Source organism: Niveibacterium sp. COAC-50 (assembly GCF_013184235.1).
GTDB classification, from domain to species: Bacteria; Pseudomonadota; Gammaproteobacteria; order Burkholderiales; family Rhodocyclaceae; genus Niveibacterium; species Niveibacterium microcysteis.
This window is the reverse complement of record NZ_JABCJM010000005.1, coordinates 249348-269707: the sequence shown is the minus strand read 5'-3', so window position 1 is coordinate 269707 and position 20360 is coordinate 249348. Positions and strand designations below refer to the sequence as shown.

General features: G+C 64.7%; 19 protein-coding genes. 11 read left to right on the top strand and 8 right to left on the bottom strand.

Features of this window, described 5'->3' with window-relative positions:
- The first annotated feature begins 129 nt into the window (after window positions 1-129).
- The 5 genes from HH302_RS18415 (at window position 130) to HH302_RS18395 (ending at window position 5279) form a co-directional block, all read left to right on the top strand.
- Window positions 130-771 carry an HAD family hydrolase gene (locus HH302_RS18415; RefSeq protein WP_172203754.1) on the top strand — a complete coding sequence of 214 codons (642 nt, stop codon included), beginning with the start codon at window positions 130-132 and terminating at the stop codon, window positions 769-771.
- A 30-nt stretch (window positions 772-801) separates the two neighbouring features.
- On the top strand, window positions 802-1470 hold the full coding sequence (locus HH302_RS18410; RefSeq protein ID WP_172203752.1) for an N-acetyltransferase: 669 nt from the start codon (window positions 802-804) through the stop codon (window positions 1468-1470).
- A 122-nt stretch (window positions 1471-1592) separates the two neighbouring features.
- Window positions 1593-2591 carry a DUF2268 domain-containing putative Zn-dependent protease gene (locus HH302_RS18405; RefSeq protein ID WP_172203750.1) on the top strand — a complete coding sequence of 333 codons (999 nt, stop codon included), beginning with the start codon at window positions 1593-1595 and terminating at the stop codon, window positions 2589-2591.
- 152 nt (window positions 2592-2743) lie between these two features.
- Window positions 2744-4804 (top strand): M13 family metallopeptidase, encoded by a 2061-nt coding sequence (locus HH302_RS18400; RefSeq protein ID WP_172203748.1) that lies wholly within the window; start codon window positions 2744-2746, stop codon window positions 4802-4804.
- Window positions 4805-4892: 88 nt separating this feature from the next.
- The gene (locus HH302_RS18395; protein WP_172203746.1) at window positions 4893-5279 is read left to right on the top strand and encodes a DUF4124 domain-containing protein; all 387 of its coding nucleotides are present in this window, start codon (window positions 4893-4895) and stop codon (window positions 5277-5279) included.
- 129 nt (window positions 5280-5408) lie between these two features.
- Here the strand turns inward: HH302_RS18395 and HH302_RS18390 are convergent, their stop codons facing one another.
- The 4 genes from HH302_RS18390 to HH302_RS18375 form a co-directional block, all read right to left on the bottom strand.
- Window positions 5409-6179, bottom strand: coding sequence for a class I SAM-dependent methyltransferase (locus HH302_RS18390; RefSeq protein WP_172203744.1), 771 nt, complete (start codon window positions 6177-6179; stop codon window positions 5409-5411).
- 241 nt (window positions 6180-6420) lie between these two features.
- Window positions 6421-7653, bottom strand: a complete 1233-nt coding sequence (pgk, locus tag HH302_RS18385) for a phosphoglycerate kinase (RefSeq protein ID WP_172203742.1) — start codon at window positions 7651-7653, stop codon at window positions 6421-6423.
- Between the two features lie 1078 nt (window positions 7654-8731).
- Window positions 8732-9244 (bottom strand): GNAT family N-acetyltransferase, encoded by a 513-nt coding sequence (locus tag HH302_RS18380; RefSeq protein ID WP_172203740.1) that lies wholly within the window; start codon window positions 9242-9244, stop codon window positions 8732-8734.
- A gap of 28 nt (window positions 9245-9272) precedes the next feature.
- The gene (locus tag HH302_RS18375) at window positions 9273-11063 is read right to left on the bottom strand and encodes a glutamine--tRNA ligase/YqeY domain fusion protein (RefSeq protein ID WP_172203738.1); all 1791 of its coding nucleotides are present in this window, start codon (window positions 11061-11063) and stop codon (window positions 9273-9275) included.
- A 244-nt stretch (window positions 11064-11307) separates the two neighbouring features.
- On the opposite strand from HH302_RS18375, the gene HH302_RS18370 reads away from it, so the two are divergent.
- A complete protein-coding gene (locus HH302_RS18370; RefSeq protein ID WP_172203736.1) occupies window positions 11308-13434 on the top strand; it encodes a bifunctional diguanylate cyclase/phosphodiesterase in 2127 nt (708 codons plus the stop codon).
- A 100-nt stretch (window positions 13435-13534) separates the two neighbouring features.
- On the opposite strand, the gene HH302_RS18365 is transcribed toward HH302_RS18370, so the two are convergent.
- Both HH302_RS18365 and HH302_RS18360 read right to left on the bottom strand, forming a co-directional pair.
- Window positions 13535-14239, bottom strand: coding sequence for a DUF3379 family protein (locus tag HH302_RS18365; RefSeq protein WP_172203734.1), 705 nt, complete (start codon window positions 14237-14239; stop codon window positions 13535-13537).
- The gene (locus tag HH302_RS18360; RefSeq protein ID WP_172203732.1) at window positions 14236-14748 is read right to left on the bottom strand and encodes a sigma-70 family RNA polymerase sigma factor; all 513 of its coding nucleotides are present in this window, start codon (window positions 14746-14748) and stop codon (window positions 14236-14238) included. Before HH302_RS18360 ends, HH302_RS18365 begins: the two co-directional genes overlap by 4 nt.
- A 110-nt stretch (window positions 14749-14858) precedes the next feature.
- Here HH302_RS18360 and HH302_RS18355 point away from each other — a divergent pair, with 110 nt between their 5' ends.
- The gene (locus HH302_RS18355; protein WP_172203730.1) at window positions 14859-15176 is read left to right on the top strand and encodes a TfoX/Sxy family protein; all 318 of its coding nucleotides are present in this window, start codon (window positions 14859-14861) and stop codon (window positions 15174-15176) included.
- Here HH302_RS18355 and HH302_RS18350 read toward each other — a convergent pair.
- Window positions 15155-15721, bottom strand: coding sequence for a DUF2087 domain-containing protein (locus HH302_RS18350; protein WP_172203728.1), 567 nt, complete (start codon window positions 15719-15721; stop codon window positions 15155-15157). The two genes, HH302_RS18355 and HH302_RS18350, sit on opposite strands and share 22 nt — an antisense overlap.
- A 253-nt stretch (window positions 15722-15974) precedes the next feature.
- Here HH302_RS18350 and crcB point away from each other — a divergent pair, with 253 nt between their 5' ends.
- The 3 genes from crcB to HH302_RS18335 all read left to right on the top strand — a co-directional run bounded on the left by crcB (window position 15975) and on the right by HH302_RS18335 (window position 17627).
- Entirely contained in the window at window positions 15975-16358 is a 384-nt protein-coding gene (crcB, locus tag HH302_RS18345; protein WP_172203726.1) for a fluoride efflux transporter CrcB, read from the top strand.
- 10 nt (window positions 16359-16368) lie between these two features.
- A complete protein-coding gene (locus tag HH302_RS18340) occupies window positions 16369-16683 on the top strand; it encodes a DUF190 domain-containing protein (protein ID WP_172203724.1) in 315 nt (104 codons plus the stop codon).
- A gap of 269 nt (window positions 16684-16952) precedes the next feature.
- A complete protein-coding gene (locus tag HH302_RS18335; RefSeq protein WP_172203722.1) occupies window positions 16953-17627 on the top strand; it encodes an EF-hand domain-containing protein in 675 nt (224 codons plus the stop codon).
- Window positions 17628-17666: 39 nt separating this feature from the next.
- Here HH302_RS18335 and HH302_RS18330 read toward each other — a convergent pair whose 3' ends face one another.
- The gene (locus tag HH302_RS18330; RefSeq protein WP_172203720.1) at window positions 17667-18269 is read right to left on the bottom strand and encodes a LysE/ArgO family amino acid transporter; all 603 of its coding nucleotides are present in this window, start codon (window positions 18267-18269) and stop codon (window positions 17667-17669) included.
- Window positions 18270-18783: 514 nt separating this feature from the next.
- On the opposite strand from HH302_RS18330, the gene adh reads away from it, so the two are divergent.
- Window positions 18784-20304 (top strand): aldehyde dehydrogenase, encoded by a 1521-nt coding sequence (gene adh, locus HH302_RS18325; protein WP_172203718.1) that lies wholly within the window; start codon window positions 18784-18786, stop codon window positions 20302-20304.
- The last annotated feature ends 56 nt before the right edge of the window (window positions 20305-20360 follow it).

Here is a 20360-nt window from a genome sequence, read left to right as displayed (position 1 = left end):
CCACAATTTTCATGGGCTTCCCCTCCATCGAGATGACGATGAGTTGTGCAATCCCATCGTGGCACTCAAAACGCGACGCCGCTCACACGGCACCGCGGGATGGGGAATGCCCTTTCATTCGTTAGGCTTATGTCTCAGCTTCTGGTCATTTTCGATCTCGACGGAACCCTTGTTGATAGTGAGCTGCTCTGCAACCAGGCTTTTCTGGATTTACTGCCGTCGCTATGCGAAACAACTGAAGAGCTCGTCGATCAATTCCGAGGGAAGAAGCTCTCCGAGATACTTCTCGAGATCGAACACAAACTCTCGTATTCGCTCCCTGACGGTTTTGAAATAACCTACCGACGCCGAGTTGCTGAACTCTTCGCGTCGCACCTGACGCCGGTCGAAGGCGTACCCGAAATGCTGCAAACCATCGAGTATCCTTACTGCATAGCATCTTCAGGGCCGCCCGAGAAGATTGAGCACGCGCTTACAGTTACGGGGTTGGCGCAGTTCTTTTGTGGTCGGTGCTTTAGCTCTTACACGGTAGGCTCTTGGAAACCCGATCCAGGGTTGTTCTTGCACGCTGCGGCGGCGATGGGTTTTGCGCCATCAAGTTGCGTGGTTGTCGAAGACAGCCCGACGGGGCTTGAAGCGGCGAAGGCTGCAGGAATGCACAGGTTGCACTACGCCCCTGGCCTCGACACAGCAAGGAACGCCGTACAGTTTCGTCACATGTCCGACTTGCCGGCAATTCTTCATAGCATCGAAATCGCTAGTGCACACTGAGCCTAACCCGTCCGTCAACGGGACGCCAAAATGCGGCGCAGTTTGGTTCCCTCCGCTGCGCTCCGGCGCCCGTTACGTCCAACGTTCTCGGCCGATCAGCAATTGATTTGCGCTCCAGATCTTCTTCTTTCAAAAACGGACCCCACGCCATTCGAGCTTACCGCCGCCCACGAGGGCGAATTGCAGGTGTTCTTTGAGGCGAACCCCGCCTACTTCCTTGCAGTGCAGGGTGCGCCGGCTGGGGCACAGGAGGCGTACGACGAGATTCACGGGGAGTTACCCGCTGGTTGGTCGTACACGAAGAAGTGGTTGATCGGTTATCGCGATCCGGCAAGTGGCGAGCTGGTGGCCTTTGCCAGCCTGGTGTCCGATTTGCTAGCGCGTAGGGTGTGGCATATCGGGCTGTTCGTCGTTGCAACCGAGCACCATGGCTCGGGGCTTGCGGCCTCCATCTTTCGCGGAATCGAGGCTTGGGCGCGATCGAATGGCGCGCAGTGGTTTCGCCTCGGCGTGGTGGCGGGGAATCAGCGTGCGGAGCGCTTCTGGGCTCGCCAGGGATTCACTCAGGTACGCATGCGCGAAGGGGTTGAAATTGGCGGAAGGCTTAACAACGTGCGGGTGATGGTGAAGCCGCTCGCCGATCAGGATCTGCGCAGCTATCTAAAGCTTGTGCCGCGCGACGATCCAGCACTGGACTGACGCAAACAGCCCGTCGCATTGGGCGCCCATGCGGCGCACGCACAACCCGCCGCTTACATCCTGAGAAGACATTTCGGCTCGATTCGGGGCAGGATTCGCGCTTGATCCAAAGGAAACCCCGCGTGTCGAAGTCTATTCCACTCATCGCCGTGTTGCTCTGCGCCTCCGGCCTGCTCTGGTCGAACGGCGCCCTTGCAGGCACAAAGAAGCCGCACAAGGCGCAGCCTGCCCGCACGGAGCAGGTACAAGTTCAGGTGAATGACCTGTCGGAGCGCTTCATCGATTTCTACAACGCTGCCAACAAGCCTGGCGTGACCGAGGCGCAGCGGTGGAAGCTTTGGCGCACCCATTACGGGTTTGGCGCGGTGCCGCCTGGGCAAGCAGGCGAAGCGGTAGCGCAGGCAATGTTGGCGGACGCATGGCCTCGCTACCCTGCGGTGATGGACCGCATCGTTGCGGGCTACGCTGGCATGCGCCCTTCGCCAGAGCGGCAAGTCCGTTCGATTGCGGATTTGCTCAAGCTCGACCAGCCCTTGCATCTGCGCATCACTGCCTATGTCGGCTTCCTTGAAGGCAATGCATTTACCCTGGGTAACCGTGGTGAGGTACGCGTCGCGATTCCGCTTGAGGATGCGCCGGAGCACCGCGCGATTACCGCCGCACATGAACTGACGCATGCGGTGCACATTGCTCTTGGTGCGCTGGATGGCGACGGCGCGCAATCGGTCGCGGCGATCGCAATCTCCGAAGGGCTCGCGATGCATGTATCGCGCGCGGTCGTACCCGGTGCCCGGGTCGAGCGCTACGTAGAGTTCATTCCCGGCTGGTTCCGCGACGCCGAGGGCATGCAACGTTCGATCTATGAATCGATCCGCCCGCAGTTGGCGCGCGAGGATGCCGATACCGTTGGCCGCCTTACGCAAGGACACGGCAACACAGGCCTTGAACGCGAGGCCTATTACGTCGGCTGGAAGATCGTCGAGCTGTGGTTGGCAGAAGGGCGCAGCTTTGCGCAGATTGCGCGCATTCCGCCGACCAAGATGGCCAGCGAGGCCGACGCCGCGCTGGCCCGCCTGCTCGCCAAGCTGCCGCCGCGCGACACCAGCGAGTTGAAGCTCTAGCGCACCCCCGCGGCGATCGTTTGTATCAAGCGGTCGCACGGTGAAACATGAGCGCACCCGGCATCGGGAATAATCCGTAGCGTTTGCTGCGCCGCCAAGTGCCGGCCTCCTCCGGCACCCGCACGCGGCGCTTCGTCATTCGGAGCCCCTTGATGCCCACTCTCACCGCACGCACCGCGGTTTCGTTGCTGGCGCTCGTCGCCGCCATCGGCGCCGCCTTCGCCGCTGACCCGGAAACCCCGCTCGACGCCCTGCCCTACACGCCCAGCCTCGACGTCACGGCGATGGACCGCACCGCCAACCCGTGCGAAGACTTCTACCAGTACGCGTGCGGCAACTGGATCAAGAACAACCCGATGCCGGACGACCAGGCACGCTGGAGCGTCTACAGCAAGATGGCGGCGGACGGCCAGCGCTTCCAGTGGGGCATCCTGCAACGCCTCGCCGAAGCTAAGAACGGCAACACCCCGCTGCAGCAGAAGCTGGGCAACTACTTCGCCGCCTGTATGGACGAGGCGCACGTCGAAGCGGCTGGCATGACGCCGATGGCTCCGACACTCTCACGCATCGCGGCACTGCAGAGCACCCGCGAGCTGCCGGCACTGCTCGCCGAGTTGCATCAGGAGCTGCCCGGCAGCAGCCCGCTGTTCGGTTTTGGCGCTGCACAGGACTATGCGGACGCCACGCAGGTCATCGCCTTCGCGGTGGCAGGCGGACTGGGCCTGCCCGATCGCGACAACTACCTCAAGAACGACGCACGCAACCGCACGCTGCGCAAACAGTATGTCGAACACATCACGCGCATGTTCGCCCTGCTCGGCGACGACTCGACTACGGCGGCGCGCAACGCAGCGACCGTGATGCGGGTGGAAACCGAACTCGCGCGCGCCTCGATGTCGCGCGTCGACCTTCGTGATCCGCACAAACAGTTCAACAAGATGGACGCTCGCCGCCTCAAGGCGATGACGCCCCACTTCGACTGGTCGGTCTACCTCGCCGGCCTGCAGCATGCCGATCTGAATCAGTTCAACGTCACCGAGCCGAAGTTCTATGCCCGCCTCGATGCCCTGCTTGCGCGCGAATCGGTCGGCACGCTGAAGACCTACCTGCGCTGGCACACCGCGCACGCATACGCACCACACCTTTCCAAGCCCTTCGTCGACGAGAACTTCGCGTTCTTCGGCAAGACCTTGCGCGGTACGCCGCAACAACAGCCGCGCTGGAAGCGCTGCGTTGCGCTGGCTGACCAGCAACTCGGCGAAGCACTCGGACAGGAATTCGTCAGCCGCGCCTTCAGCGCCGAGCTGAAAGCCCAAACGCTGCGCATGACGCAGCAGATCGAAGAAGCGATGGCCAAGGACATCGAGGGGCTCGACTGGATGAGCCCGGAGACCAAGGCACGCGCGCAGGAAAAGCTGCGCGGCATCGTCAACAAGATCGGCTACCCGGAACGCTGGCGCGATTACGACGCCTTCGTCGTCGCGCGGGAAGACCATGCCGGCAACGTCGTGCGCGGCAGCCGTTTCGAGGCCCAGCGCCAGCTCGCCAAGATCGGCAAGCCGCTCGACCGCGGCGAATGGGACATGACGCCTTCCACCGTGAACGCGTACTACAACCCGCAGATGAACGACATCAACTTCCCGGCAGGCGTGCTGCAGCCGCCGCTGTTCGACCCGAAGCTTGATGACGCACCCAACTATGGCAACACCGGCGGCACGATCGGGCATGAGCTGATCCACGCCTTCGACGACGAGGGCCGCAAGTTCGACGCCCAGGGCCGCCTGCGCGACTGGTGGACCAAGCGCGATGCCAAGGCCTTCGAAAGCCGTGCGCAGTGCGTGGTCGACCAATACGGCAAGTACGTCGTGATCGACGACATCAAGATCAACAGCCGCCTCACGCTGGGCGAGGACATTGCCGATCTGGGTGGCATGATCCTCGCGTGGTCTGCCTGGAAAGCCGAAACCGCGAACAAGACGCTGGAAGCACGCGACGGCCTCACGCCGGAACAGCGCTTCTTCGTTGGCTTTGCGCAGTGGACCTGCGGCGAAGTGCGGCCGGAGGAGCAGCGCATCCACGCGATGACCGACCCGCACTCGCCGGGCAAGTACCGCATCAACGGCGTCGCCGTGAATCTGCCTGAGTTCCAGCAGGCCTTCGCCTGCAAGCCCGGCCAGGCGATGGTGAAGGAAAAGCGCTGCCGCGTCTGGTAAGCGCCGGGCCGGCACGCATGGCCGGCCTGCTACCGCCGCGCCCGCGAGCGGACTAACATGGTGACTTTCCCTTCTGTGGAAAGTCACCATGCGCCGGATCATCCAAGCACTGCTGCTCTGCGTTGCCGCCTCGGCCGAGGCCGGCGTGTACAAATGGACCGACGCTAACGGCAAGGTGCACTACAGCGACCAGCCGCCCCCCGCCGCCGAGGCGCAGAAGGTGCCAATCCGCAAACCGGAGGGCATTACCGCGCCCGAAGTGCCGGAAGAGCACACCAGCACCACCCGCAAAACCAAGCCGGACGATGAAGCCATCGCACGCGAACGCGCGCGCACCTGCGAGATGCTGCGCGCCGAACAGACACGGCTTGAGAATTCACCCAGCGGCAACGCCCTGCGGAATGGGGACGAACGTGCCAAGCGTGCGGCGAACATTGAACAGAATGCCCGCGCCCTGAAGGAGAACGGCTGCTGACCGGAGTTGCGCGGGCCACTTGCCGCCGACCGCCGCCGAAACGGCCATCTCCCTAGATGGCCGGCGCCCTTCCCTCTCAACCCGCGCCCAGCGCGAGCGCAGCGACAGCAATGCTGCCGCTGTCCGAAATCAGGCCTTGCGCCCGATACGCAGCGTCAGCGGCCAGCTGATCGACACGGTGTCCTGCGGATGGCCCCAGACGGCCAGCAGCTTCTGCGTCAGCGCCTCGGTCGGGTCGCTACCGTACATCGCCACATAGCGCCCGCAGGCCGACCAGCTGCGCAGATAGCCCAGAAGTTGCGCCAGCGTCCACTGCACCGACAAGGTGTAGGGCGGGGTCTGGATTTCTTCGAATGGAAAGGCGAGTCGCGCGTAGCGCGTATCCACGTGCTCGCGCTCGGGGTTCCAAAGGGCACCCAAGGTTTCGGTGCGGAACGCCTGCACCAGCGCGTCGATCGCTTCGTGGTCGACTTCCACCGTGCCGTAGGTCCAGGCCGCAATCATGCCGCCCGGCACAAGCACGCGATTGGCTTCGGCGTAGAACGCATCAAGCGGGAACCAGTGCAGCGACTGCGCACAGGTAATCAGGTCGACGCTGGCGTCGGCGAGGCCACTCGCCTCGGCGGGCGCAACGCGCCATTCAACGCGCGGATGGCTCGGCGCGGCGGCGATCTGCGCCTCGCTGATGTCGGTGCCGACCACATGGTCGAAGCGCTCCGCCAGATCCAGCGTCGCCTGCCCGCTGCCACACCCGACGTCCCACGCCAGCTTGTGGTGCGGCACCCAGGCCAACAGGTAGTCGTAGAGCGACCGCGGATAGCGCGGCCGGAACAATACGTAGCCCTGCGCCAGGGGCGAGAAATGATCAGCCGAATCGTCGGCCAGCAAATGATTGGTCATGGCGATACTCTCGATCGGGGGATGCAGCCAGAAACCGCATTGTCGCGCAATGCGCTGACGGTACGCTGACCACTGTCAAGGCTGCCAAGTCGATTCATTTTCCCCCTCCGGGCAAAGGCCTGGCACCAATAGAAACGGCCGGCGTTGGTACGCCGGCCGTCGCCCTGTCGGTAAAACAGGCCACTCACGCAACGGCGACCCCGGTTGCGAGCACCGGGCTGTGTCGTCGCGCGTGCGGGTATTACTTGTCGCTCAGTGCATCCACGCCCGGCAGTGCCTTGCCTTCGAGGAATTCGAGCGATGCGCCGCCGCCGGTGGAGACGTGCGAAACCTTGTCTTCCAGACCGGCCTTCTCGACTGCAGCAACCGAGTCGCCGCCGCCGACGATGGTGATCGCGCCGCCCGCGGTGGCTTCAACCAGTGCGTGCGCCACGGCGTAGGTGCCCTTGGCCGACGCGTCGATTTCGAACACGCCCATCGGGCCGTTCCACAGCACGGTCTTCGCGCCACGGATGATTTCGGCGTAACGCGCGGCGGTCTTGCTGCCGATGTCCACGCCTTCCTGGTCGGCCGGGATCGCGGTCGAATCAACTTCAACCAGGCCATCCAGCGTGCGGGCGTCGAAGTCCAGTTTCTTGGTGATCATCGTGTCGATCGGCAGCTCCAGCTTGTCGCCGGCCTTCGCGATCAGCGCCTTCGCGAGTTCAACCTTGTCGTTCTCGCACAGCGACTTGCCCACTTCCAGGCCTTGCGCCTTGAAGAAGGTGAAGGCCATGCCGCCACCGATCAGCAGCTTGTCGACCTTCGGCAGCAGCGCTTCGATCACGTCAATCTTGCCCGAGATCTTCGAGCCACCAATGATCGCGACCAGCGGGCGCACCGGCTTGTTGACGGCCTCGCCGAGGAAATCCAGTTCCTTCTTCAGCAGGTAGCCCGACGCGCGCGGCAGGTTCACGCCGACCATCGACGAATGCGCGCGGTGCGCGGTGCCGAACGCGTCGTTGATGAACACATCGCCCAGGCGGCTCAGCGCGGCGCGGAAAGCAGCCACGGCTTCCGGCGTCGCCTTCACGCTGTTGCCAGCGGCATCCTTGGCCTTGCCTTCTTCTTCCAGGTAGAAACGAACGTTCTCGACCAGGGTCACGTCGCCCGGCTTCATCGCGTTCACAACGGCTTCGACTTCCGGGCCGACGCAGTCATTGACGAACTTCACCGGCTTGCCCAGCAGCTCTTGCAGGCGGCCAGCCACCGGCTCGATCGAGTACTTCGCGACCTTGGCGCCGTTCGGGCGGCCCAGGTGCGACATCAGCACCACCGAAGCGCCCTTTTCCAGCGCATAGCGGATCGTCGGCAGCGCAGCGCGGATGCGCTTGTCGCTCTCAACCACGCCGTTCTTGATCGGCACATTGAAGTCCACACGGATCAGGGCGCGCTTGCCGGCGAGGTCGAGGTCTTCGATGAAAAGTTTGGTCATGGATGTTCTCGCATGAAAGGTAGAGGGGATGTTCTTGCTTATGCTGGCGCAGCCAGGTTTCAACACATCGCGAAGCACGGCCGCAGCGGCGCTTCACGACCCGACGCCACCGGCCCGGCGCGCATGCGCACCGCCGACGGCTCGAACCTGCCCAGGCCGGCTTCCGCTGGCGATACGGCAGGCCCGGCTGCGGACCGGGCAGCACTTTAACGCATCCGGCGGCGCGGGGATTTGGTTAGGGTCAGGAGATTGCTTGTTTCATTTTTGCTCAGGCTGAGCGTTTGGCGCTGATCGAACGCTTGCGGCATTGGATCGGTGCGTCGGCCGGGTTCCCGCACCCGGCGGGCGTGTTACTTCTTTTGCTTCGCCAAAAGAAGTAACCAAGAAAAGGCGACCCGGCGTTCGCGGTCAGGTGCTAGGCACCTGACTTCCCTCGCGTGCTCGCGAAGTCGGGCGGCTGCGGAACTCGCGTCGGGCTACGCCCGCCGCTCAGACAGTCCTCGCCGTCGGCGCCGCACGCCGATCCCCCGACCCCGCTGCGCCACTCGGCGCTCTCGACGGGACCCAAGATCAAAACCGTCGCAGTGTCACCGTGCGTTGCGCATTCGTAGCCTGGATGGGGCGGAGCGGAATCCGGGGCCGCCTCAAACCGTTCATGCGCGCTCCCCGGATTCCGGCCTGCGGCCTGCATCCGGGCTACGAGGACGCGCCAGCGGTTGATCGTCGACGCTTTTCTTTCCCCCTCTGAAACGCCGAGCAGCGCAGCGTTGCCGGGTTCCGACGTGCGAAGCACGGCGGGGCCGAGGACTGTTTGAGCTCCGAGCGCAGCGAGGGCGAGTTCCGCAGGCCCCCGGCGACGCGAGCAGCGCAGGGCACCCCGCCGCAGGCGGGGCGTTGAAGCGGGGCGACTTTCTTTGGGTACTTTCTTTGTTCGCACAAAGAAAGTACCCCGGCCGCCGGGCCGGGACCCGGCTTGATCGGGAAGGCCCTCGCAACTCGACACCATTGATCGCAAGCCGAACGATGAAAACCTCGAGCCTCACCCAACCCAGCGGCTCGGCGCCGTCCGCACGCGGCGCTAGAGAAGATCCCGCCGCATCAACACACTGAGATAGTTCGTCTTCGGCCGCCAGTCGTGCGTGCCGACCTCGACGTAACCCCAGCGCCGATACATATCGAACAGGTCGGTCGACGGCGCCGCGGTGTCGATCATCATCGTGGCGGCGCCATGCTCGCCAGCCAACGCCAAAGCCGCTGCGTGCAGCGCGCGGCCGATACCCTGCCCCTTGAAGGCGGGGGCCACCGCGAATTGGCACAGCGTCCAGACATTGGGATCGCGGTAGCGCTCAACGTCGGACGCAGGCTGCGGCGGCCGAGTGGTGATGGTGCCAACGATGCTGCCGTTGGCTTCCGCCACCAGGCCATGTCCGGCAGCGAATCGCGCGGCGGTGTCTTCGGGCGATTGATGTGTCGCCCAGTAACGCAACCCCCGCGCCGCCTGACTGGCATAGCCAGCGCGGATGACGTCGTGCGTCAGGGCGACGAGATCATCGGAATCACTTAGCGGGCGGACGATCAGCGAATTGCTCATTGTCCGCTCCACACCAGACAACGGGGGCTCACTTACCCCAGCTGTCCTTCAGCCCAACCGCCAGGTTGAACACCGGCTTGCCCGCCACCGAATCCTTGCGGTCGGCAACAAAGTAGCCGTGGCGTTCGAACTGGAAGGTGTCGCCCGGCTGAGCGGCGGCGAGGCCCGGCTCCAGGTAGGCGGTGATCACGCGCTTGGAGTTCGGGTTGAGCGCTTCGAGGAAATCGCGGCCGCCGGCGTCCGGCTGGGCTTCGGTGAACAGGCGGTCGTAGAGGCGCACTTCGGTTGCCACGCCTTCCGAGGCCGAGACCCAGGTAATGACACCCTTGACCTTGATGCTGTCCGCGCCCGGCGTGCCGCTCTTGGTGTCCGGCACCAGCTTGGCCAGCACGGTCGTCACATTACCCTCGGCATCCTTCTCGCAGCCGGTGCATTCGATGATGAAGCCGTACTTCAGGCGCGCCATGTTGCCGGGGAAGAGGCGGCGGAAGCCCTTGGGTGGCACTTCTTCGAAGTCCTCGCGCTCGATCCACAGCTCGGGCGTCAGGTTGAACTTGCGTTCGCCGAATTCCGGGTGGTGCGGGTGCGCCGGAGCCGAGCAGGGTTCGACCTTGCCGGCGCCAATTACCTCGTCCCAGTTCGTGAGCTTGAGCTTGAGCGGGTCGATCGCGGCCATCGCGCGCGGCGCCTTGGCTTCCAAGTCTTCACGCAAGCAGCCTTCGAGCACCGAATAGTCGATCCAGGTGTTGTGCTTGCTGGCACCGGTGCGCTCCGCGAGCATCTGCAGGCTCTGCGGCGTGTAGCCGCGGCGGCGCAGGCCGACGATGGTGGGCATGCGCGGGTCGTCCCAGCCATCGACGATCTTCTCGTCGACCAGCTGCTTCAACTTGCGCTTGCTGGTGATGATGTAGGTGAGGTTGAGCCGCGCGAATTCGTATTGCTTCGGCAGCGGGTCGGCCAGCAGGCCTGCGTCGCGCAGATGTTCGAGCAGCCAGTCGTAGAACGGGCGCTGGTCTTCGAACTCCAGCGTGCAGATCGAGTGCGTGATGCGTTCGAGCGCGTCCTCGATTGGGTGCGCGAAGGTGTACATCGGGTAGATGCACCAGGCATTGCCGGTGGCGTGGTGCTCGGCAAAGCGGATGCGGTAGATCGCCGGGTCGCGCAGGTTGATGTTGGGCGAGGCCATGTCGATCTTGGCGCGCAGGATCATGCTGCCTTCGGCGTGCTTGCCCGCGCGCATCTCGCGGAACAGGCGCAAGTTCTCTTCGACCGAGCGATCACGCCAGGGCGAATTCTTGCCCGGCTCGGTCAGCGTGCCGCGGTTGGCGCGCATCTCGTCCGGCGTCTGCTGGTCAATGTAGGCGTGGCCGCGCTCGATCAGTGCTTCCGCCGCGCGGTACATGAACTCGAAGTAGCTGCTGGCGTAGAACAGGTGGTTAGTGCCGTTCTGCTCCCAGCCGAAACCAAGCCACTTCACCGCATCGAGGATCGAGTCGACGTACTCCTGCTCTTCCTTCTCCGGGTTCGTGTCGTCGAAGCGCATGTGGCAGACACCGCCGAAATCACGCGCCAGGCCGAAGTTCAGGCAGATCGACTTGGCATGGCCAATGTGCAGGTAGCCGTTGGGCTCCGGCGGGAAGCGGGTGCGGATCTTTGCCGGATCGGGCTGGCCGGCACCGTGATGCGCGGCATCACCGGGCGTGCCCGCCCAATTGCGATGGGCATAGGTGCCCGCTTCGAGGTCGCGCTCGATGATGTTGCGCAGGAAGTTCGCTGCCGGCGCATTGGCCGGGGTGTTCTTGTCGTTGGGCGTGCTCACGGCGGATGCGGAATCTGGATTCGGAAACCGTGATTGTAACGGCTCCCCGGCCTGTGCCCGCGCATGTGACAAACGCCTCGCCGGCGCTTACTCAGGATCAATCCGCGCGCAAGCGGCATCGCTATAGTGCAAAGCACATGATCTACGCGTAAAGTTCAGCCCGAACCCGCTCCACCATTCGCTTCCTGATGCCAATTACAAACCAACCGGCCCAAGCGGGCTCTCGCGCCCCACAAGGTGTGCGATGACGCCGGTCATAGCCAGCGCCCGTGTGCTGGTCGTCGATGACGACCTCACCACGCGCTCGATCGCGATGGCCGCGCTCAAGGACGCCGGATTCGAGCCCTTTGAGGCCAGCGATGGCGTTGAAGCACTCGAACGCTTTACCGAGCTGCAGCCCGAACTGATCCTGCTTGACCTGATGATGCCGCGGCTCGACGGCTTCGAGACCGCGCGTCGCCTGCGCCGTACGCCGGGTGGCGAACGCGTGCCGGTGATCGTGATGACCGGGCTGGAAGATTCCGGCGCGATCGAACAGGCCTACCAGGCCGGCGCGACCGACTTCATCTCAAAACCGATCAACTGGATGCTGCTGCGCCACCGCATCCTCTACGTGCTGCGCTCGGCGCGCGCGATGGATGAACTGGCCAAGAGCGAATCCAACCTGGCGGATGCACAGCGCATTGCACGGCTGGGCAGCTGGGAGTGGCATCTGCGCGAAGGCTATGTGCGGCGCTCGGAGCAGTTCTTCGCACTCTTCGGCGACGACCCGGTGGCCTTCCCGCCGGCGATGGATGCGGTGCTTGAACGCGTCTATCCGCAGGACCGCACGATCGTGCGCGAGGCCTACTCGCAGGGCAAGCGCGGCCAACCCTTCCGCATTGAATACCGCATCGTGCGGCACGATGGCGCGCTGCGCACGGTGCTGGAACAAGCCGAGCCGATCGCCGCATCGGACGGCGCGGTGACCCGCCTGCAGGGCACCACGCAGGACATCACCGAACAGGTCGAGGCCGAGAAGCGTATCCGCTACCTCGCCTACTACGACAGCCTCACCGGGCTACCCAACCGCCAGTACTGTCGCGAACTGCTGAAGCAGACGCTGCGTCGCGCCACGCGTGCCCGCCACTGGGTGGCGGCGATGGTGGTGGATGTCGACCGATTCGGCCGCATCAACGAAAGCCTTGGCCAGAGCGTCGGCGACCAGGTTTTGCAGGTCGTCGCGCGGCGGCTGTCCGAAGCCGTCGCAGCCCTGCCCGGCCGCGAAGACACCCGCTCCACCGCCGCCGTGGTGGCGCGCATCGGCGGCGACCAGTTTGTCGTCTTCGTCGACGGCGCCCCGGCCGGCGAATCGCCCGAAGCGATCAGCGCGCGCCTGCTCGACGCAGTGCGCAAGCCGATCCTGCTTTCGGCGACCGAAGTCGCGCTGACCGCCAGCATCGGCCTCGCCGTGTTCCCCGAGCATGCCGACGATGCCGACGCGCTGCTCAAGTGCGCAGACATGGCGGTGAGCCTCGCAAAGCGCGAGAACCGCGACGCGGTGCGTTCCTTCTCGCAGGATCTGCGTGTCGCCGCCGAATTGCGACTGGCGCTCGAAAACGAGATGCGCAAGGCGCTCGAACAGGGCGAATTCGAACTGCACTTCCAGCCGGTTATCTCCTGGCCGGAAGGCACCGTGCTCGCGGCCGAGGCTCTGATCCGCTGGCGCCACCCGAAGCGCGGCCTGCTCGCGCCGGGCGAGTTCATTCCGCTTGCGGAAGAAACCGGGCTCATCGTCGAGATCGGCGAATGGGGCCTGCAGGCCGCTTGCAAGCAGATGGCCGCCTGGGTTGCGCAAGGCGTGGCGCCGCATGCCGTTGCGGTGAACCTGTCGGGCATCAGCTTCCGCCATGTGCGACTGCTGTCGGCCGTCAGCAGCGCACTGGCCGCTGCCGGCCTGCCGGCAAACCGGCTCGAACTGGAAATGACCGAGAGCGTGCTGATGCGCGACGTGGAACTCACCTACGAGATCCTCGCCGAGCTCAAACGCATGGGCGTGCGGCTGATGGTGGACGACTTCGGCACCGGCTATTCGTCGCTCGCCTACCTCAAGCGCTTCCCGATCGATGTACTTAAGATCGACCGCTCCTTCGTCAAGGATCTGGATCGCGACAGCTCGGATGCCGCGATCACGTCGGCGGTGATGGCGATGTCGCAGGAACTGGGGCTCGCCGTGGTGGCCGAGGGCGTTGAAACCGAAGCGCAGGCCGCTGCATTGGCGCGGCGCGGCTGCAAGGCGATGCAGGGCTTTCTGTTCGCACGCCCGCTGCCTGCCGCCGACTTCATCGAGTGGACCCAACGCGGCTGGCCGCGTGCGATGAAGTCCGCCTGAAGCGAAGAAGTCCGCCTGAAGCGATGAAGTCCGCCTGAAGCCCTGTCCGAGCTACAGAACGCCCGCCCGGCCAAGCCGCGCGGGCGTTTTTCATGGCGCCTCAGATCTTCCAGCGCACGTTATCGCGCACCGCAGCCGCCATCGCCGCAACAGCCGCATCGTTTTCGGCCACGATCGCGATATGCCCGCGCCCGGCAGGTTCGGCAAGCGCGCGGTAGCCCTGCATCGTGCCAGTCTGTGGCACATGCACCTTGTCACCCGGAATCAGGAACAGCGACACCATGCCCTTGTCGGTATCCAGCACCACATGCCAGCCGGTACCTTCCGGCCCCGGGCACAGCTTCATGTAGCGCACATGACCGAGCGAGTGCGTCAGCTCACCGCCGAAATGCGCGAGCACTGCGCGGAACTGATCGGGGTCGGCCAAGCGCGCGGTGGTGAAGGATTCCGGCTCGTGCATCACATGCTCGATCGCAAAACGCGGCGCGTCGTAACGGCCGTGCCCCTGCCACACCGAAACACCAAGCCCGATGCTCAGCACCACCGACGCCGCCACGGCCCAGGCACGCCAGGGCATCTGGCGGCGGCCACTGACGGCGAGCAGGATACGCTCGTCGAGGCCTTCCGGCACCGGCACATCCAGCACACGGGCGATGCGCGCCTCCTGTGCGTCGATGCGGCGCGCAAACAGGCGGCAAGCGTCGCAGCCGGCCTCGTGGGCGCGGGCTTCGGCGGAGATGCGTTGCGGATCGGCGAGTTTCGCGCGCCGGTACGCGAGGCAGTTCATTTCAGTGGGCGCGTTCATGCGTGTCCTCTTTTCTGATCGGCCGGCGTGCCCTCCAGCAAACCGCGCAACGCCTGACGCGCGCGGGTCAACCTGACCATGATGGCCCCTTCGGTGGTGTCCAGTTGCTGCGCGATCTCGGCACAGGAAAACCCGCCCAGCGTCTGCAGCAGAAAGGGTTCGCGCAGCGACAAGGGCAGGCTGCCGATCAGTTGTTCCATCTCATAGAGCGCGATCGGCGAATGCTCGGCCGGCAGGTCGAGATCTTCCGGCGCCTCATCGGCATAGTCGAACTGCTTGCGCTCGTAGAGTCGTGCATGTTCGTTGCGCAGGATCTGTAACAGCCAGGGCTTCGGATTGTCCTTGTCGCGCAGGCTTTCCCATGCGTTCCACGCGCGGGTGCAAGTCTCCTGCACCAACTCCTCGGCAACGAAGCGGTCACGGCAGAGCCAGAAGGCGAAGCGATAGAGATCCGCGCTATAGGCGCGGACCACACGTTCGAAATGGCGTTGGCGAAGCATCAGCAGCATGGCGCTTCCAGTAGGTTCTGCCCGAGCAGACCGGGGGCCGGCAGCAAACCTTACATCGTGTGATCAATGCGGTCGGGGCAGCAAGGCAATTTGCCGCCTAAACTGCGGCCATGTCACCCGCTACTTTGCCCGACGCCGCGCCTGATGCCTTGCGCAACCTCGGTCCGCGCTCACGCGAGATGCTGGCTGCGGCGGGCATTCACTCGATCGCGGATCTGACGGCGCGCGGCGCCGTGCGGGCTTGGGACGATGTGCGGCGGGCGGGCCAGCCGGCGAGCCTGAATCTGCTGTGGGCGCTGGTCGGAGCACTGGAGGGCCGCGACTGGCGCGATGTGGCGCGGAACGACCGCCTCGACCTGCTGATGCAGATCGAGGCCATCGCAGAAGCGCGCAAGGCGCTATCGGATCAGGACACCGACACGCCCTGAGCAAGCGGGCGCGCGCGGCGGCAGATATCCGACACCAGCGCCGCATGGGCTTCCGGTACCGGTTGCTCGACGCGGCGATAGACGCGGCCATCCGGCGTGCGGGCCAGCAGGCCATGATTGACCAGCTCGCGCCGGATCAGCACATAGTCCTCGAACCCCAGCGCAGCCTGGATCCAGCCGTTCACGTCGCGCTCATTCATCGCAATGCGCGCAGGCAGTTGCGCCCACACGCCGAGCACGCACGGCAAGCGGTGGCCGGCCTTGGTGGGCCAACGCCGCAGGCGACCGCTCGCATCAAAGTAACGCAGCAGCGCCGTCTGGTCCTTCGGCGGGGGCGGTGCTTCCGGTTGCGGCCGCGCTGTCGGCACCGTGTGGCGGTGTTCCGCGCGATAGCTCTGGTAGTTGCGATAGCCGGTAGCGCGCGACAGTGCGTTGAGCAACTGCAGATGGCCGGGCGGTCCGTCGATCTCGGCAAGCTGGCGAGCAAGCGAACGGGCGAGTGCCGAGATGTCGTCGGCGTAGTAAGGCAGGGTAGTACGGGACACGATCAATCCTTTCATCGTGCCGGCCCCGGATTCGGGTTGTCGGTGGTCGCCGTTCCGACGCGGCACAGGACGCGCGTCAGGGTGTGGTACGTGGCAGGTTTAGCTTCCCTTGCGGGGGCGACGCCTCGGTGATCTGCCGACCGGGGCGGAAGTATGCCGCGCGCGGCGCCGCCCGGCAAGCTTGATCAGCACGCCTCGGCAGTACAATCGCCCCAGGGCCCGCGCGCTAAGGGCCTGACCTGATGGAGCTTCCATGCTGTATTCGATTCTTGCGATCAGCGTTGGCGCCGCCGCCGGCGCGGTGTTGCGCTGGCTGCTTGGCACCTCGCTCAACGCACTGTTTCCCACCGTGCCGCCGGGCACGCTGGCGGCAAATCTGATTGGCGGTTATCTGATCGGCGTGGCGATCGTGTTCTTCGCCGATCAGCCGGGGCTCGCCCCCGAATGGCGACTGTTCGTGATCACCGGCTTCCTTGGTGGCTTGACCACTTTCTCCACCTTTTCGGCCGAAGTCACCACCCTGCTGCAGCAGGGGCGGCTCGCCTGGGCGCTCGGCGCGGTGTCGATTCACGTGGCCGGTTCGCTGTTGATGACGCTCGCCGGCATGGCCAGCGTCGGGCTGCTCAAACGCTTGTAAGGAGACCACCATGCAAGGCGTGCTGCTGAACTTCTACACCGAACAGAACCGCAAGCATCACGGCCGCCCGCTCGCCGACTGGTTGCTCGACGAAGCGCGCCGCCTCGGCGTAACGGGCGCTACGGTGCTGCACGCGGCCGAAGGCTTTGGCCGCGCAGGGCGGCTCCACGCCGCGCACTTCTTCGAACTCGCCGACCAGCCGGTGGAGGTTTCGATGGCCGTCTCGCCAGCGGATGCCGATCGCGTGATGGCGCGCCTGCGCGAGGAAGGCATCAAGCTCTTCTACGTGCGGATCCCGGTGGAGTTCGGCACCACGGCCGACTAGCTGATCCACACCGCCGGCGGCATTCGCTGCCGGGGGCCACTCTTCCTTGCCGGCGCAGCGGCAGATCTTGCCGCTGCAGCGTGCGCTGGCCTCGCTCGTTTCCCCAAGACCCAGCGGCAAAACCCTGGCGTGAACTGCGACCGGAGCGTACGCATCTGGTAATAACCATGACTGCATTCTGGTGTGGAACTGGCGTGTACAGGCCATGACTGCCCGCCCGGCAGCGGCCGCCCATCGCAGGCGCGGCAACCCACACGGAGGAGCACACCATGAGCATCAGCGGCATTTCATCCGGCGCCAGCCAGTTCGCCAGTGCGCTGTTTTCGAAGATCGACACACGCCAGCAGGGCTACATCTCGGAAGACGACCTCACGACCGCCTTCAGCATGGTCGACAAGGCGCGCGGCAAGAGCAGCAATATCGACGCGGCCGAGGTCTTCAAGCAGTTCGACAGCGACAGCGACGGCAAGGTCACGAAGGACGAATTCTCAAGCGCGATCGAGAACCTCGCTTCGCAGCTCGACCAGCAGTTGATGAGCTCGCGCATGGGCGGCCCAGGCGGGCCTGGTGGTGCCGGTGGCATGCCGCCCCCGCCGCCGAAGGACGACACCGGTTTCACGAAAGATCAGCTGAGCAGCCAGATCGAGGAAATCGGTAGCAAGGACAGCAAGCGCACCGACCTGCTGAACAAAATCGTCAACAACTTCGACGATGCGGACAGCGACGGTGACGGCAAGGTCAGCTTCAAGGAAGCGATGGCCTACGACAAATCGACGCAGACCAGCGACAGCGGCACGACGTCGGACACCAGCAATACGAACGCGCAGGCCAACAGCGAGGCGCAGTTGATGATGAAGATTCTGCAACTGGCGCACGCTTACGGCACCTTCGGCACCGATCAGAACAGTGCCGGGGTCGCCAGCCTGCTCTCGACGCAGGCCTGATGCGACGCCAACGCCGGGGTGCCGTCGCGCCCCGGCAAGTCAGCGCAGCAACGAGATCGCAATGATCCCCATGCCGACGCCGATCATGGCATCGAGCACCCGCCACGAAGCCGGCTTGGCGAACAACGGTGCCAGCCAGCGCGCGCCGTAGCCGAGCAGCATGAACCAGCTGACCGACGCGGCGATGCAGCCGAGCCAGAAGCCGACGCGGTCCAGCCCATGCTCACGCCCGCCGATCGAGCCGATCAGCACGATCGTGTCGAGATAGGCGTGCGGGTTGAGGTAGGTAAAGCCGAGCACCAGCACGATTGCCTGCTTCAGCGGCATCGGCGGCGCGTCAGCGGGCGTCAGTGCGTGCGCACTGAAGGCCGAGCGCAAGGAACGCAGGCCGTACCACATCAGGAACGCAGCACCACCCCAGGTCGCCACTTCCACCGCCACCGGGAAGTGTTCGATCACCTTGCCCATGCCGGTCACGCCGAGCCCGATCAGGAAGGCATCGGACAGCGCGCACACGAGAATCGTCGGCAGCACATGCTGCCGCGTGAGGCCCATCTTCAGCACATGCGCGTTCTGCGCGCCAATCGCCATGATCAGACCGGCGGTAACGAGAAAACCTTGAAAGATGACGTGGGTGTTCATGCTGCACCTGATCGCTCTGCTTGTTATCGAGGCCCGTCGATACGCCCGCCGCCGCGCGAGGCAGCAAGGAGAGGCGGCAACGCTGACCGGCACCGGATCGGTGTGCGGACGTATCGACTGCGTGGGCACTCGCGGCACCTTTGTAGGACCGCGGAGAACAGGATAGCGGCCAAAGCAGCATCGAATTAGCAATCTGAAATATGCAGACAGATCATTAGCACTGCTAATAGTTCGACCCGGCACCGCGCTCCCCTGACTTCCATGCTGTCTGAAAGCGAACGGACGTCGCTCGCACCGCTGCCGCTGTCCAGTCTTTGAACACGCGGTGTTCCATTACTGGACACCGCGGCACGCAGAACCCTCCACGCGCACTCAAGGCCAATCGGGGCGCAATGCCCGCCCGGCATGGGTTTCCGGCTGATCGAGCTGCGCCGCCAAAACGCTTGGCACGGGCACTGCACAGGTACGCCACGAGGCGAAGCAATCGCCCGCACACCTACAACAGGAGGAGACCATGACCTACGCACTGCCCGGCCAAGCTGGCGCGCCCGTCCAGTTCAAGCAGCGTTACGACAACTTCATCGGCGGCAAGTGGGTGCCCCCGGTGCGTGGCGAGTACTTCGATAACATCACGCCAATCACCGGCAAGCCCTTCTGCCAGGCAGCACGATCCGGCGCCGAGGACATCGAACTGGCGCTCGACGCCGCACACGCCGCCGCCGACAAGTGGGGGCGCACCTCGCCGGCCGAGCGTTCGAACATCCTGCTGAAGATCGCCGAGCGCATCGAGGCCAACCTCGAGCGCCTCGCCTATGCCGAGACGGTGGACAACGGCAAGGCGATCCGCGAGACGCTCAACGCCGACATCCCGCTCGCGGTCGATCACTTCCGCTACTTCGCCGGCGTGCTGCGCGCGCAGGAAGGCTCGATCAGCGAAATCGACGAGAACACGATCGCCTACCACTTCCACGAGCCGCTGGGTGTGGTCGGCCAGATCATCCCGTGGAACTTCCCGATCCTGATGGCCGCGTGGAAGATCGCGCCGGCGCTGGGGGCCGGCAACTGCGTGGTACTGAAGCCCGCCGAATCGACGCCGATCAGCATCCTGGTACTGGTCGAACTGATCGCCGACCTGCTGCCGCCCGGCGTGCTCAACATCGTCAACGGCTTCGGCCGTGAAGCCGGGATGCCGCTCGCGACCAGCAAGCGCATCGCGAAGATTGCTTTCACCGGCAGCACCGCAACGGGCAAGGTGATCGCGCAAGCGGCCGCCGGCAACCTGATCCCCGCGACGCTGGAGCTGGGCGGCAAGTCGCCCAACATCTTCTTCGCCGACGTAGCGGCGCAGGACGACGACTTTCTCGACAAGGCGATCGAGGGCCTCGTGCTGTTCGCCTTCAACCAGGGCGAGGTCTGCACCTGCCCGTCGCGTGCGCTGATCCACGAATCGATGTACGACGAATTCATGGATCGCGTACTCGCCCGCGTGCGCGCGATCAAGCAGGGCAACCCGCTTGATGCCGCGACGATGATGGGCGCACAGGCCTCGCAGATGCAGATGGACAAGATCCAGAGCTACCTCGCGCTGGGCAAGCAGGAGGGCGCGAACTGCCTGATCGGTGGCGAACGGGCACAACTTGGCGGCGTGCTGGCAGAGGGCTACTACATCCAGCCGACGATGTTCCGCGGTCACAACAAGATGCGCATCTTCCAGGAAGAGATCTTCGGCCCGGTCGTGGCCGTGACTACCTTCAAGGACGAGGCGGAGGCGCTCGCAATTGCCAACGACACGGTCTACGGGCTCGGCGCAGGCGTGTGGACGCGTGACGCCAACACCGCCTACCGCATGGGCCGCGGCATCAAGGCCGGCCGGGTGTGGACCAACTGCTACCACGCCTATCCGGCGCACGCGACCTTCGGCGGCTACAAAGAATCGGGCATTGGCCGCGAAACGCACAAGATGATGCTGGACCACTACCAGCAGACGAAGAACCTGCTCGTCAGCTACTCCCCCAAGGCGCTCGGCTTCTTCTGAGAACGCTTCGCTCGGCTACTGCGCGTCCCGATCTCGAAGCTGCGATGCTCGCCGTA